This window comes from Winogradskyella sp. 4-2091, assembly GCF_045765065.1.
GTDB lineage: Bacteria > Bacteroidota > Bacteroidia > Flavobacteriales > Flavobacteriaceae > Winogradskyella.
This window is the reverse complement of sequence record NZ_JBJKOD010000017.1, coordinates 34652-49760: the sequence shown is the minus strand read 5'-3', so window position 1 is coordinate 49760 and position 15109 is coordinate 34652. Positions and strand designations below refer to the sequence as shown.

Annotated in this window: 11 protein-coding genes; 10 read left to right on the top strand and 1 reads right to left on the bottom strand. The window is 31.5% G+C overall.

The features are described 5' to 3' along the window. Nucleotides 1-126 precede the first annotated feature (126 nt). From ACJBCC_RS15985 to ACJBCC_RS15940, 10 genes are all read left to right on the top strand, one after another. On the top strand, nt 127-1575 hold the full coding sequence (locus ACJBCC_RS15985) for an MBOAT family O-acyltransferase (protein WP_407557771.1): 1449 nt from the start codon (nt 127-129) through the stop codon (nt 1573-1575). A 2-nt stretch (nt 1576-1577) separates the two neighbouring features. After that, nucleotides 1578-2450 (top strand): hypothetical protein, encoded by an 873-nt coding sequence (locus tag ACJBCC_RS15980; RefSeq protein ID WP_407557770.1) that lies wholly within the window; start codon nt 1578-1580, stop codon nt 2448-2450. 217 nt (nt 2451-2667) lie between these two features. Further along, nucleotides 2668-5334, top strand: coding sequence for an NB-ARC domain-containing protein (locus ACJBCC_RS15975; RefSeq protein ID WP_407557769.1), 2667 nt, complete (start codon nt 2668-2670; stop codon nt 5332-5334). A gap of 334 nt (nt 5335-5668) precedes the next feature. Further along, on the top strand, nt 5669-6763 hold the full coding sequence (ychF, locus tag ACJBCC_RS15970) for a redox-regulated ATPase YchF (RefSeq protein WP_407557768.1): 1095 nt from the start codon (nt 5669-5671) through the stop codon (nt 6761-6763). A gap of 144 nt (nt 6764-6907) precedes the next feature. After that, nucleotides 6908-7369 (top strand): SRPBCC family protein, encoded by a 462-nt coding sequence (locus ACJBCC_RS15965; protein ID WP_407557767.1) that lies wholly within the window; start codon nt 6908-6910, stop codon nt 7367-7369. A 57-nt stretch (nt 7370-7426) separates the two neighbouring features. After that, complete coding sequence (locus ACJBCC_RS15960; RefSeq protein WP_407557766.1) at nt 7427-7984, top strand: hypothetical protein; 558 nt, start codon at nt 7427-7429, stop codon at nt 7982-7984. A gap of 127 nt (nt 7985-8111) precedes the next feature. Beyond that, the gene (locus tag ACJBCC_RS15955) at nt 8112-9008 is read left to right on the top strand and encodes a DMT family transporter (protein ID WP_299100196.1); all 897 of its coding nucleotides are present in this window, start codon (nt 8112-8114) and stop codon (nt 9006-9008) included. A 162-nt stretch (nt 9009-9170) separates the two neighbouring features. Next, nucleotides 9171-11030 carry a DNA topoisomerase IV subunit B gene (locus ACJBCC_RS15950; protein WP_407557765.1) on the top strand — a complete coding sequence of 620 codons (1860 nt, stop codon included), beginning with the start codon at nt 9171-9173 and terminating at the stop codon, nt 11028-11030. Beyond that, complete coding sequence (locus ACJBCC_RS15945; RefSeq protein ID WP_299100192.1) at nt 11027-11497, top strand: hypothetical protein; 471 nt, start codon at nt 11027-11029, stop codon at nt 11495-11497. The genes ACJBCC_RS15950 and ACJBCC_RS15945 overlap by 4 nt, the downstream gene beginning before the upstream one ends. Beyond that, complete coding sequence (locus ACJBCC_RS15940) at nt 11498-14167, top strand: DNA gyrase/topoisomerase IV subunit A (RefSeq protein ID WP_407557764.1); 2670 nt, start codon at nt 11498-11500, stop codon at nt 14165-14167. Here ACJBCC_RS15940 and ACJBCC_RS15935 read toward each other — a convergent pair. Then, nucleotides 14164-15108 carry a hypothetical protein gene (locus tag ACJBCC_RS15935; RefSeq protein WP_407557763.1) on the bottom strand — a complete coding sequence of 315 codons (945 nt, stop codon included), beginning with the start codon at nt 15106-15108 and terminating at the stop codon, nt 14164-14166. The two genes, ACJBCC_RS15940 and ACJBCC_RS15935, sit on opposite strands and share 4 nt — an antisense overlap. Between the last annotated feature and the right edge of the window lies 1 nt (nt 15109).

Sequence of the window (15109 nt, the reverse complement as noted above, 5' to 3'; positions counted from 1 at the left end):
ATTTATTTTTCAAATTCTCTACATTTGCAAAGGCTAATAGATGTTTAAACAGACTCCCATTATAGTTTTGGATCTAATGAATTAACTATCAATTTAAAGATTAACAATAAAGCATAAAAGAAAATAATGTTATTTAACTCAATAGACTTTGCTGTTTTCTTACCTATAGTTTTTATACTATATTGGTTTGTATTTAATAAAAGTTTAAAACTCCAAAATTTTCTAATAGTTGCATCAAGTTATTTTTTTTACGGTTGGTGGGATTGGAGGTTTTTATTGTTGATTTTATTCAGTACAATTGTTGATTACACAATTGGTCAAAAACTTAATAAAGAAGAAAATCAAACTAAGAGAAAAATTTTACTTTGGACAAGTATTTTAGTGAACCTAGGGTTTTTAGGCTTTTTTAAATATTATAATTTCTTTCTTGAAAATTTCGTCACTGTCTTTTCGTTTTTTGGATCAAATATAAAAGCGAATTCTTTACATATTATTTTACCAGTAGGAATCAGCTTTTATACGTTTCAAACCTTGAGTTATACAATAGATGTTTATAAACGAAAATTAACACCTACAAAGGACTTTATTGCATTTTCATCCTTTGTTAGTTTTTTTCCACAATTGGTTGCAGGGCCAATAGAAAGAGCAACTCACTTACTACCTCAGTTTAACAGAAAGCGAAAATTTGAATATGTAAAAGCTGTTGATGGATTACGCCAAATTCTTTGGGGTTTATTTAAGAAAATTGTCATTGCTGACAATTGTGCTGAATTTGCAAACCAGATATTTAATAATTCCGCTGATTTAAACGGAAGCACTTTAATTCTTGGCGCTATATTTTTTACGTTTCAAATTTATGGGGATTTTTCAGGTTATTCAGATATAGCTATTGGTACATCGCGACTATTTGGTTTTGACCTAATGCAGAATTTTAACTTCCCCTATTTTTCAAGGGATATGGCTGAGTTTTGGAGACGTTGGCATATATCGCTCTCAACTTGGTTTAGGGATTATTTATATATTCCTTTAGGTGGAAGTCGTGGTGGGACTTGGATGAAAGTTAGAAATACATTTATAATTTTTATAGTCAGCGGCTTTTGGCATGGAGCAAATTGGACATTTATTGCTTGGGGAGCTTTAAATGCAATTTATTTTTTGCCATTACTTTTATTAAATAAAAACAGAACATTTATTGATGGTATTGCCGAAGGTAAAAATTTCCCATCACTAAAGGAGTTGTTTAGTATGTTTATGACTTTCTCTCTAGTAGTTTTTGCATGGATATTTTTCAGAGCTGAAAACATTCATCACGCATTTGAAATTATTAGTAAAATATTTTCTACACAGGTTTTTGCTCTTCCGTATTTTGTAAATGGTAGCTTAGCAATCCCTACGATAATTCTTATTGGAATTTTCGTATTAATTGAATGGGTTGGAAGAGAAGGTCAATTTGCAATACAAACAATTGGTTTTAAATGGGTAAAACCTTTAAGGTATATATTTTATTACGCTATCGTTATGGCGATACTCTGGTTTGGAGGTAGGGAACAAGAGTTTATTTATTTTCAATTCTAAGTATGAAAAAATTCATAAAAAGTTTAATAATTTTCTTAGCAATTCCATCCATATACTTTGGTGCAAATATGCTTATTAATAGATTTATTTATGTCAATGAAGAGTTGCCAATGACTTATAAAAATGTTCTCATAGCTGGAGATTCACATCCACAGTTAAGTATTAATGAGAATTATTTTAGCAACGCTCAAAATATTTCGCAAACTGCAGAGCCTTATGTTTTAACCTTTTGGAAACTTAAAAAAATATTGAATACTATCAAGACGGATACTTTGATTCTTGGTTTTGCTCCACATAATATTTCTCAATTCAATGATTTTAAATTTACACGTCAACCATGGGTTAATGAAATGATGAAAAGAGCTTACCCTATAATTGAATTTGATACTCCTTTAGTAGATTATTCGATTTATCGTCAAGTTTTATGGAAACAAACTGCATTTTATCCAAAGCAGAATCACATCATATATTTATCAAAATTTTCAAATGAAAGTACGTCTACTAATTTTTCTAAATGGAAAAAAACAGTAAAAACGCACTATTTTGATGGTAGAAAAGAGTTGCAAGTTTCAGAGATTTCAAAAAATTACTTAGATTCAATTGTTGATTTGTGTCAAGTTAAAAATATATCATTAGTGCTTACAAGTCATCCTTTGCATAAAAAATATATAAATGAGATTCCAATTGACATTATGGAAGAATATTTAAGACTAAATATAAAGTACAGTAAAAGCCATATAGTTTTTGATAGAACAACAGATCACTACCCAGATTCGCTCTTTTTTAATATTGATCACTTAAATGGTGTTGGAGCAAAAAAGTTTACGAAGGAGTTAATTTCTCACTTAAATACAATAGCCAAAACTCAGAATTAGAAAAATATAAAATAGATTACGAAATATAATATTAAATCCTAAGTCTTTGGCTTGGGATTTTTCTTGTTAAATACGTAGTTCTACGTATAGATTTTCTGTTTTATAATCGTTAACTTCGCTTACTCGTGCTGAGCTTGCTTCAGTATCAACTGATATAGGTCATTCAAACGGACTCAATTCATAAAAGTTAGCCATAATTTAAAATCAACATAGATAAATGTCAAAAGTAACAGAAGTAAGATTAACATTAGCTGCATTAATTTATGGAATCGAAATTGATTTAAAATCGACGATTAATAAAAATATTGTACCATATTTCTCGGATTTAAATTTTTTTCAGAATCAGGAATTAATTGATAAAGTTTCGGAAAGATATTCTAAAGAAAACCCTGGTATTGACATTTTGCTAAACATAGAGGATTCAATAGACTTTCTCGATTTTCATGACACTTTTGTAATTTTAAATAAAAACAAATCATTCTTAACTAAACAAGGAAGTGATTATTTAAAAAGTATTTTTAAAAGTCTTGAAGAAATAACACCAATTAGAAATAGGGTTATGCATACACGCCCATTATTAGGTGGAGACTTTACTACCGTTTACAATTTTGTATCTGAATTATCTAGCAAAGATCCAATAGATTGGTTAATAACTCTAGAAACAAAAACTAAAATTGAGAATGACCCATCATATGTCTTAACTCTTACATTACCTACAATTGAATATCAAAATTCTGAACAGAAGGTAATTCACAACTTGCCTCTTCCTGATTTTGATGAAACAGGTTTTATAGGTCGTAAAAATGATGTTGAAGACATAAAAAAATTAATTTTCTCAAATAAAGTTGTTAGTATTATAGGAGATGGTGGAATTGGTAAAACTGCGTTAGCATTAAAAATTGCATATGACATCGTAGATATGAACGACAAAAGCCCTTTTGATTTAGTAATTTGGACGTCGGCTAAAACTACAATGTTAACCTCAAAAGGTATTGAGGAAATTTATGATGCTATTACAAACTATACTGGACTTGTTGAGTTAATATCAGATACATTAGAAATTGAAAAAACCACAAGTGACAAACTTGCTGAAATACTAGATTACTTCTCTTTGTTCAACACCTTACTAATAATAGATAATTTAGAAACAATTCAAAGCGAAGAGGTAATCGAATTCATAAGAGAAGCTCAAATGAAGTGCAATATTGTCATTACTTCTAGAATTGGACTTGGAGAACTCGAATATAGGCGTAAATTAAAGGGGTTTTCAGATGCAGAATCGGCCAAACTTATACGTGAAATCGCTAGAATAAGAGACAGTGATACTTTAATAAAATTGCCACAGGAAACTTTAATAGATATTTCTAATAAACTTTATCATAATCCACTTGCAATTAAGTGGTTTGTAAATACAGTAGAAGCAGGTATAAGTCCATCAGAAGTACTAAACAACAAAGATGACCTTTTAGACTTTTGCTTAACAAATGTTTACGGAAAATTAAGTGATGGAGCTATAAAAATATTAAGTACATTACGTGCCGCCAGGAAAAGTTTACGTTCAGCTGAAATTATTTATTTATCAGAGCTTGAACCGCTTGAAGTGCGAAAGTGTCTTTTAGAATTATTTAGGACAACTCTAATTAGTTCAGAGATTACAGACGGTGGAAATATAGAAGAAACAAATTATTACATATCTGATTTTGCAAAAGATTACCTGACTAAAAATCATACGATAGATGCACATTTTATCAAAAGGATCTCTTCCAAGTTGAGAGAGTTAACATTAAGTACTGCTCAACTTAAAAAAGTGAATGCTTATAATATTTTTGAGATAAATGCCATTATTTATAGGAACTCAAATGAAAAAATTGCCGCTAAATATTTACAAGATGCTTTATCTCTGTCTTGGAAAAAGAAATACGATGAAGCTATAAAAAAAGTTAAGGAAGCTAGAAATATAGTTCCTAGTCATTTTGAATCTTATAGAGTTGGTGGTTTTATAAAAGCAACTTCTGGTGATTTATTAGGTGCCGATGATGATTATAAATTAGGTTTAGAAATAGAACCAAATAATCATAAACTCCTTTATTTCTATTCACAGTTTTTACTATTTCAAATGGAAGACATTGATTCAGCATTGGAATGTGCAGAAAAATTAGCAGAGCAAAATGTAGAACATCCATCTGTTGCTTTTCTGTTCGTTAGAATTTTCAATACAAAACGAGAATATAACAAAGGAATAAACAAACTTAAATCCTTGTTAGAAAATCCTTTAGATTCGAAAAATGAAAGAATCGCCTATACAGAACTTATTTCTTTATATAATCATATGGGACAAAGTTTTGCGAACATTGAAAAAGATTTTGATAACTCACTTAGGCACTTTAAAAGATCTATAACCGTTTATCAAGAGTGTTCTGAAAAGAAAATTCTTGACCCAAAAATGATAAAGAATTTTTCTGAAACTTTGTTGGCTTGTTTTCAAATGTTACCATTAACATCTTTACAAGATGATGTTGACTACTTTAAAAAGTTAATCACTGAAAATGATAGTAAGATTGGATTAACTAATATGAAACACAAAATAATACATAGGTTTTCTGAAAAGTTCGATGATTATTCTTTAAGTAATTTGTTAGAAGATTCTCAATCTGCATCTGACAGACATATGGGCAGTGTTAGTAGAAATCAAAACAATGCAAGTAAACCGTTTGTGTTTATACAAAAAGATGATAAAAAAAGATATTATGCGAATATGTTCGACTTCACTGATATTAACAATAGAAGTGAATGGAAAAAAATAAGAAATGGGCAACTTGTAAGTTTTGAAATCGGTTCTAATCCACAGGGCGAATGTGCTAAAAACATAAAATTAATTGATTAAAAACTATGGCTTCAAATGTATTTAAAGCATAGACATTCTGAGAGGCTTTTGTATAATTGAAAAAACGCATTTTTTTATTTGATGATTTCTGCAAAATAAAATTTAACATAAAAATAAAAAATTCGGCTCGTGTTAAATCCGAAAAGTTAGCGTTTATTTATAGGCTTCATTTAAAACTCAAGACCGATAACCGCAACCAAAATCCCACTTTCTAATTATTCCTAAAACTTTTTAAATAACTATTCCACAAATAACTTACATTTGCAAACGCAAAATTTGCGATTAATATTTAACAAGATTCTCACTTGTGTGAGAAGGAAAAACAAGTTTTTCGATGAAAGCTGGAATTGTAGGATTACCAAACGTAGGAAAGTCAACCTTATTTAACTGTTTATCTAACGCTAAAGCGCAAAGTGCCAACTTTCCGTTTTGTACTATTGAGCCTAATATTGGTGTGGTTAATGTACCAGATCCAAGGTTAGAGAAATTAGAAGAATTGGTAAATCCAGAACGTGTAATGCCTGCAACTGTAGAGATTGTGGATATTGCTGGTTTGGTGAAAGGCGCTTCTAAAGGTGAAGGTTTAGGTAACCAATTCTTAGCTAATATTAGAGAAACTGATGCTATTTTGCATGTACTGCGTTGTTTTGATAATGAAAACATTGTTCACGTTGATGGTTCTGTAGATCCTATTAGAGATAAGGAAACTATTGACATGGAATTGCAACTTAAAGATTTAGAAACAACTGAAAAGAAGTTAGATAAAGTTAAGCGTGCTGCAAAAACAGGAAACAAAGAAGCTCAGAAAGAAGAAGCTATTCTTCTTAAAATAAAAGAAAGCTTAGAAGCTGGTGTTTCTGTAAGAGCATTAGAGTTTTCAGAAGAAGATTACGAGGAGTTTGTAAAACCATCTCAGTTTATCACAGACAAACCTGTAATGTATGTTTGTAATGTAGATGAAGGTGCTGCAACTACTGGTAATGCTTACGTAGAAAAAGTGAGAGACGCTGTAAAAGACGAGAACGCAGAAGTTTTAGTGTTGGCTGTTGGTACAGAAGCAGATATTAATGAATTAGACGACTACGAAGAGCGCCAAATGTTCTTGGCGGATATAGGATTAGAAGAACCAGGTTCGGCGAAGTTAATTCGTTCGGCTTATAAACTTTTAAATCAGCAAACATATTTCACAGCTGGTGTAAAAGAAGTGAGAGCTTGGACTGTAAATGTTGGAGCAACTGGTCCACAAGCAGCAGGAGTTATTCATACCGATTTTGAAAAAGGATTCATTAGAGCAGAAGTTATTGCTTACGATGATTACGTAGAATACGGAAGTGAAGCCAAAGTAAAAGAAGCTGGTAAAATGCGCGTAGAAGGGAAGAACTACATTGTTAAGGATGGCGATGTAATGCATTTCTTGTTTAATGTATAAGTAGCTTTTTGCTTTTAGGTATTGGCTATTAACTTAGCTTATTTGTTTGGTTGAACGCAGTCGTAACCTTTTATGCTATAATTGTAATAGGTTAACTTGTCATTGGTTTCGTATTCCTTTTAATGACGAATTAAAATTTACCAAATGCCAAAAATTGAAATCAAAACCCTAATTAAAGCAGACCTAAAAACCTGTTTAGATTTAGCGCGTAATATTGATTTTCATAAAGATTCCATGGCGCATTCTAAAGAGAAGGCAATAGCTGGTAAAACTTCAGGATTAATAGCGTTGGGAGAATCGGTAACTTGGGAAGCTAAACATTTTGGTGTTACACAGCAGCTTACTTCAAAAATCACAGCGTTTGAAAGTCCTACGTATTTTGTGGACGAAATGGTTTCTGGTGCTTTTAAAAGTTTTAAACACGAACATATTTTTTCTACACAACAAGATAAAACCTTAATGGTTGATGTGTTTCATTTTCAATCGCCTTTTGGTATTCTAGGGCAATTGGCAGATGTTTTGTTTCTAAAACGTTATATGACCAATTTATTAAGGACTAGAAATGAATTCTTAAAAATAAAGGCAGAATCATTAATGACGTCTTAACGGCATAATTTTTGATTCAAATTGTCCAATATTTAGAATCTCAAAAACCAACATTCAATGAGAAAAATCCTATTTGCATTAATTTTTGGGTTGATAACCACTTTAAATTACGCCCAAAACACTAACGACATTGGTACTGAAAAAGTTTGGCGTGTCAATTTTTTAAATCCAGCAGTTGAACTCGAAATTCCTACAGGTCAATATTCTACATTTTCTTCATCCTTAGGTGTTGGATATGGCGGAGGCTATCCTGATTTAACGTCAGGAGGAAGCGGATTTATATATGTTATAAGTCCATTTGCCGATTTTCAGCATAAGTGGTTTTACAATCTAAATAAGAGAACAGACAAAAATAGAAATACAACAAACAATTCTGGAAATTTTGTATCCTTTAGATTGGTAACGCGTGGAAATTCTATAGCAGAAAATGTAAATAGAACTTCAGATTTTGATTTTGCGTTTGGACCAACTTGGGGAATTCAAAGAAAATACGGAAAGCGCTTTCATTTACTATTCGATGTTGGACCTCAATATTATATGGATACTAAAGGAAATGGAAATATTTGGCCAATAATGTTTCAGCTTAATTTGGGATTCGATTTTAGGAAGAAATAAAAATTTGCTTACTTGGTTTATAGAATTCTTGTTAGTCTTGGGTTTTAGGTTTTAGTTTTCTAAACTGAACATCGTAAATCTTATATTTTTCATTTTCAATTAAAAAGTTTACCCTTATTTTCGTTCAATGAAAAAGAAGGAAACGTTCATTTACGGCGTTTTACTTGGAGTTTTAGGGATTGTTTTATTTTCTTCTAAAGCTGTTATGGTAAAATTGGCATATCGCTATAATATTGATGCGCTTAGTATGCTGTTGCTTAGAATGCTATTTGCGTTTCCGTTTTATGTGGTTATTGCTTATGTATATAGAAATGAAAAACAAGAAATTACACAGCGCAAAGACTACCTTTGGTTAGTGTTTTTTGGATTTGTTGGGTATTATCTCGCTAGCTATTTTGACTTTGTTGGTTTAACCTATATTAAAGCCAGTTTAGAGCGTATTATCTTATTTATTTATCCAACGATTGTGTTGCTGTTTAACAAGTTATTCCTTAAAAAAGCAATCACTAAACTTCAGAAATTAGCAATACTAATCACGTACATTGGTATTATTATAACCTTTGGTAGTGAGGTTTCAATATCAGGATCTAATACCTACTTAGGCGGTTTCTTTGTGTTGCTGAGTGCCGTGACTTACGCCTCGTATTTAGTTGGTAGTGGTTGGTTGATTCCTAAATTTGGTGTCATGCGTTTTACGGCATTTGCTATGTTGGTTTCTTGTATTTGTGTGTTTGTGCATTATGGCTTGTTTTCTAGAGTAGATATTCTTAATTATCCTTGGCAAGTGTATGCATTAGGATTGTGTATTGCGGTTTTTGCAACTGTAATTCCATCGTTTTTAGTGTCTATTTCAATTAAATTAATCAATTCTTCAAATTTTGCAGTTGTGGCAGGTATTGGGCCAATCACAACCATAATTTTAGCGGTTATTTTCTTGAATGAAAGCTTAACTGTGCTTCAAGTGGTTGGTACATTAGTGGTTATTTCTGGCATACTATTAATTTCAAAACGGAAAGAAAATTAGGATTTTTAGGTGTCATTTCAAATTTTAGAGCAAAAATTGAAGCAAAGTCAATGTTCTCAACAGTTTTAATGCATTATTGTTAATTACTTTACTAAAACCATATTTTATTTTTTATGGTATAGTATTATATTAGCGTTCCAACAAAATTTCGACCTCAACTTTATGGCAGAACAGTCTAACTATACCGAAGATAATATACGCTCACTCGATTGGAAAGAACACATCCGAATGCGACCAGGTATGTATATCGGAAAGTTAGGTGATGGGTCTTCACCAGATGATGGTATTTATATACTACTTAAAGAAGTCTTAGACAACTCTATTGATGAGTTTGTAATGGGAGCAGGTAAAACCATTGAGATTTCTATACAAGGTGAACGCGTAATTGTTAGAGATTACGGTCGTGGTATTCCTTTAGGAAAAGTAGTAGATGTGGTTTCTAAAATGAATACTGGTGGAAAGTACGATTCTAAAGCCTTTAAAAAATCAGTTGGTTTAAATGGTGTTGGTACAAAAGCTGTAAATGCATTGTCATCTTATTTTAGAGTAGAATCTACACGAGATAACAAATCGGCTTCTGCAGAATTTGAACAAGGAAACCTAACAAATCAAGAATTACTAGACGAAACAAGTAGACGTAAAGGAACTAAGGTTAGTTTTATTCCGGATGAAATTATTTTCAAAAATTATAAGTATCGTAACGAGTATGTTGTTAAGATGCTTAAAAATTATGTGTATTTAAATCCTGGATTAACCATTGTTTTTAATGGTGAAAAGTACTATAGTGAAAATGGTTTAAAGGATTTATTATCAGAAAATATTAATGAATCTGATATGTTGTATCCTATTATTCATTTGAGAGGAGAAGATATAGAAATAGCAATTACACATAGTAAAACACAGTATAGTGAAGAATATCGTTCGTTTGTAAACGGACAAAATACCACACAAGGTGGTACGCACTTAGCGGCTTTTAGAGAATCTATTGTAAAAACCATTAGAGAATTTTACGGAAAGAGTTATGAGGCTTCAGATATTAGAAAGTCTATTGTTTCTGCCATTGCTATAAAAGTAATGGAACCTGTTTTTGAGAGTCAGACAAAAACCAAATTAGGTTCTACAGATATGGGAGGCGATTTGCCAACCGTTAGAACTTACATCAACGACTACGTTAAACGCTATTTAGATAACTATTTACATAAAAACCCGGATTCTGCAGAGAAAATTCAACGTAAAATTCTTCAAGCAGAACGTGAACGTAAGGAATTATCTGGTATTAGAAAATTAGCTAAGGATAGAGCTAAAAAAGCGAGTTTACACAATAAGAAGTTGCGCGATTGTAGAGTGCATTTTGGTGACACTAAAAATGAACGTAATCTTGAAACGACCTTGTTTATTACTGAGGGAGATTCGGCCTCTGGTAGTATTACCAAATCGAGAGATGTGAATACGCAAGCTGTATTTAGTTTAAAGGGGAAGCCCTTAAACTGTTATGGACTAAGTAAGAAGATTGTTTATGAAAATGAAGAATTCAACTTACTACAAGCGGCTTTAAATATTGAAGAATCCTTAGAAGATTTACGGTATAATAATGTGGTTATTGCAACTGATGCCGATGTTGATGGTATGCACATTCGTTTGTTGTTAATTACATTTTTCTTGCAGTTTTTTCCAGAAGTGATTAAAGAAGGTCATTTATATATTCTACAAACACCTTTATTTAGAGTAAGAAATAAAAAGGAAACCATTTATTGCTATTCTGAAGAGGAACGAAGAGATGCTCTTGAGAAATTAAAAAATAAACCAGAAATCACACGATTTAAAGGTTTGGGTGAAATTTCGCCAGATGAGTTTGTGCATTTTATTGGTGACGATATTCGTTTAGATCCTGTAATGTTAGATAAGGATATGTCTATTGAAGAGTTATTATCCTTCTATATGGGAAAAAATACACCTACGCGTCAAGAATTTATTATTGACAATCTTAAAGTTGAACTTGATGTTGTTGAAGATAACGTATGAGAACAGACAATAGAAGCGTAAAAAGCACCATAATTTCTATCTATTTTATATTGTTGGTCTTTGCTATATTATTGGCAACGGTTTTTAAATCATTTCATGTATTAGAAGGGAGTTCATTATGGGTTGTTATAGGATTGGCTATAGCAGTTGTGGTAGTTCATTTTGTGGCCAGTTATTTTGAGTACGATAGTGATGGTACTAAATTGGTTATAATTAATAAAGGCTTAATTCTAACAGATTATATCAATTATAGAGAGCGCAAAATAGAAATTGCTAAACACAAGGTTATTGGTTATAAGATTAATAATTATAAAGTTTACAAAACTTTGGTAATTTCTAGAAAAAATAAAAATGGTAGTATTTCTAAAGAACGATTTAATGTATCACTTCTAAAAAGTAAGAAGATAAAATATGTTAAGCAGTCTTTAAGAAAAATTATTAAAGAAAATAAAAGTAAACTAGGGTAAATGACAGAAGAACATGACGAGTTGTTAAATGACGATAACGGTAGCCAAGAAACTATTAAGAAGGTTACCGGAATGTATAAAGATTGGTTTTTAGATTATGCATCTTATGTAATCTTAGAACGTGCTGTACCAGCTATTGAAGATGGTTTTAAGCCAGTACAACGCCGTATAATGCACTCTATGAAAGACTTAGACGATGGTCGTTATAATAAAGTGGCAAATATTGTAGGTCATACTATGCAATACCATCCGCATGGTGATGCGAGTATCGCAGATGCCATGGTGCAAATTGGTCAAAAAGATTTACTAATAGATACACAGGGAAACTGGGGAAATATACTCACAGGAGATCGAGCAGCAGCATCACGTTATATAGAAGCACGTTTATCAAAATTTGCTTTAGACGTTGTTTATAATCCAAAAATTACAGAATGGCAGGCCTCTTATGATGGAAGAAGAAAGGAGCCAATTAATTTACCAGTTATGTTTCCTTTGCTTTTAGCACAAGGAGGAGAAGGAATTGCCGTTGGTTTATCAACTAAAATTTTACCACATAATTTTATTGAACTTATAGATGCCTCTGTAAAACACTTAAAAGGTAAACGCTTTACTATTTTGCCAGATTTTCCAACAGCTGGTATAGCAGACTTTACAAATTATAATGATGGTCTGCGAGGTGGAAAAGTTAGGGTAAGAGCAAAAATTTCTCAACGCGATAAGAACTCTTTAGTTATTACAGAGATTCCTTTTGCGACTACAACATCTTCATTGATTGATTCTATTCTTAAAGCAAATGATAAAGGCAAAATAAAAATTAAAAAGATAGAAGATAATACAGCTGCTGAAGTTGAAATCTTAATTCATTTGCCTTCTGGATTATCGCCAGATAAAACTATTGATGCGTTATACGCTTTTACAAATTGTGAAACATCTATTTCGCCATTAGGTTGTGTAATTGAAGATAACAAACCCTATTTCGTTGGTGTAACCGAAATGTTGCGTCGTTCTACAGATAATACTGTAGAGCTTTTGAAGAGTGAATTAGAAATTAGATTAGGTGAATTTCAAGAACAATGGCATTTTGCTTCGTTAGAGCGTATTTTTATTGAAAAACGTATTTATCGCGATATTGAAGAAGAAGAAACTTGGGATGGTGTGATAAATGCTATTGACAAAGGACTTCAACCTCATATAAAACATTTAAAACGTGCTATAACAGTAGAAGATATTACGCGTTTAACCGAAATTAGAATTAAGCGTATTTCTAAATTTGATATCGATAAAGCACAACAGAAAATAGATGCTTTGGAAGATCAGATAGCTGAAGTAAAGCATCACTTAGCAAATCTAATTGATTATGCCATAGCATATTTCGAAAGATTAAAAAAGGATTACGGTGAAGGTAAAGAGCGTAAAACTGAAATAAGGATATTTGAAGATGTAGATGCTACAAAAGTAATTATTAGAAATACTAAGCTCTATGTTAATAGAGAAGAAGGCTTTATTGGAACAGCACTTAAACGTGATGAATACGTCTGTGATTGTAGTGATATTGATGATATTATTGTTTTTACTAAGGACGGTAAAATGATGGTTACCAAAGTGGATTCAAAAACCTTTATTGGGAAAAACATAATTCATGTAGCTGTATTTAAGAAAAAAGATAAACGTACTATTTACAATTTGATTTATCGTGATGGTAAAGGAGGTGCGTCCTACGTTAAGCGTTTTGCGGTAACGAGTATGACGAGAGATCGAGAATACGATTTAACTAATGGTAGTAAAAACTCACCATTATTATATTTCTCTGCTAATCCTAATGGTGAAGCTGAAGTTGTTACAATTATGTTGAGGCAAATAGGTGGTATTAAAAAGATGAAGTGGGATTTAGATTTTGCAAATGTCTTAATTAAAGGAAGAGCATCTAAAGGAAATACGGTAACTAAGCATCCTATAAAACGCATAGAACTTAAGGAAAAAGGAGTGTCAACATTAAAACCACGTAAAATATGGTTTGACGATACGGTTCAGCGACTAAATGTTGATGGAAGAGGTGAGCTAATAGGTCAATTTAGAGGAGAGGACAGACTTTTAATTATAAATCAATCTGGAATCGTTAAGTGTATTATTCCTGAATTAACGACGCATTTTGATAGTGATATGATTGTTCTTGAAAAATGGATTCCTAAAAAACCAATTTCTGCTATTTATTACGATGGAGAAAAAGAACGTTATTATGTGAAACGATTTATAGTTGAGCAAGAAGGAAAGGAGGAATCTTTTATATCAGATCATGCAGATTCTCAATTAGAAATAGTTTCTACCGATTGGCGACCAATGGCAGAAGTAGAATTTACCAAAGAGCGTGGTAAAGATCGTAAGCCTAATATGGAAGTTGATTTAGAAGCGTTTATATCAATAAAAGGTATTACTGCTCAAGGCAACCAATTAACTAAAGATAAAATTAATCAAGTTAATTTATTAGAATCTTTACCTTACGAGGCACCAGAAGAAGTGCATGCAGATGATTTGGAAGTTGTAGGCGAAGAAACTTTAAATACTGATTCTAAAACAGAAATTAAAGCTGAAAATTCAGATGCTACAGATAAAACTGATGATAATGACGATGATTTAGAAACCGACGATAAAGGTCAGGTTACTTTGTTTTAATTATTAAGCGTTTTATATCGTTTTAATAATACAGAAGAAAATGCCTCAGCACCTTCTTTAGATAAGTGTGTTGGGTCTTTCCAAAATGAATTGTCTTTTTGGATTTTGTATAAATTGGTGTAATCCAAATAATTTAATCCGAGTTCATACATTAATGCTGTTAGCATTTTATTGTCTTTATCACAAGTGTCGTTGTAGATAGGTGATGTGACAAATAGAAAAGTTTTGTTTGGTGCTTTATCTATAAATGATTTCATCGATTTTAAATAATCAATTGCAACTAAATTCATTTCAAGGTTTTTGTTGCATTCCTCATTGGCATCAGCTTTAGACAATATGGTGTCTCTCATTTCTTCTTGAGACTTATTTATTGTTAAAGGATCATAACCATTATAAGTCTTATAGTCGTAACCAGGTTTAAAGTAGTTTTTAATAATTCCAATCGCATTTCCATTATAATTCATGCTATAATAGATATGCTGTAGTAAAGATAATCGGTTAGAATTATTTAAAGCTGTCGTAATTTGGTCGTTTCTATGATACTTTGTTTTTAACCCTCTAATGTCTGATCCATCGTAATCCTTATCAAAAAAGTTTTTAGTATCAATATGAACTATAACGTATTGTTTTTTATCTTCTTGCAAGGTGTTAATTAAAGTGCTGTTGTAGGCAATCCCAACACCGTCAACTCCCATGTTGTAGCTATTGTTGCTAAATAAATCAACATCAATATGGTGGTTGGCTCTTGAGTTTCCAAAAACCAAAAAATCTGTATTGTCTTTTACTGATAGAAATTGATTAAGCTTTCCGATGGCTTGTCCTGTCATTACGTTGTCACTAATCTTGTTTAAGCCAAAGAAGACAAGTTTATCTAATCCATAACTAATGATTATGGTCAGCACAACAATTTTTAAAAGCTTTTTTGTGATATCTGAGTTCATA

Bases quoted from the DNA above. Each gene is read 5' to 3' on its own strand.
- ACJBCC_RS15955 (WP_299100196.1), top strand. From the start codon at position 8,112: ATGAAAAAGAAGGAAACGTTCATTTACGGCGTTTTACTTGGAGTTTTA.
- ACJBCC_RS15965 (WP_407557767.1), top strand. From the start codon at position 6,908: ATGCCAAAAATTGAAATCAAAACCCTAATTAAAGCAGACCTAAAAACC.
- ACJBCC_RS15940 (WP_407557764.1), top strand. From the start codon at position 11,498: ATGACAGAAGAACATGACGAGTTGTTAAATGACGATAACGGTAGCCAA.
- ACJBCC_RS15950 (WP_407557765.1), top strand. From the start codon at position 9,171: ATGGCAGAACAGTCTAACTATACCGAAGATAATATACGCTCACTCGAT.
- ACJBCC_RS15945 (WP_299100192.1), top strand. From the start codon at position 11,027: ATGAGAACAGACAATAGAAGCGTAAAAAGCACCATAATTTCTATCTAT.
- ACJBCC_RS15935 (WP_407557763.1), bottom strand. From the start codon at position 15,108: ATGAACTCAGATATCACAAAAAAGCTTTTAAAAATTGTTGTGCTGACC.
- ACJBCC_RS15960 (WP_407557766.1), top strand. From the start codon at position 7,427: ATGAGAAAAATCCTATTTGCATTAATTTTTGGGTTGATAACCACTTTA.
- ACJBCC_RS15985 (WP_407557771.1), top strand. From the start codon at position 127: ATGTTATTTAACTCAATAGACTTTGCTGTTTTCTTACCTATAGTTTTT.
- ACJBCC_RS15975 (WP_407557769.1), top strand. From the start codon at position 2,668: ATGTCAAAAGTAACAGAAGTAAGATTAACATTAGCTGCATTAATTTAT.
- ACJBCC_RS15980 (WP_407557770.1), top strand. From the start codon at position 1,578: ATGAAAAAATTCATAAAAAGTTTAATAATTTTCTTAGCAATTCCATCC.
- ychF (WP_407557768.1), top strand. From the start codon at position 5,669: ATGAAAGCTGGAATTGTAGGATTACCAAACGTAGGAAAGTCAACCTTA.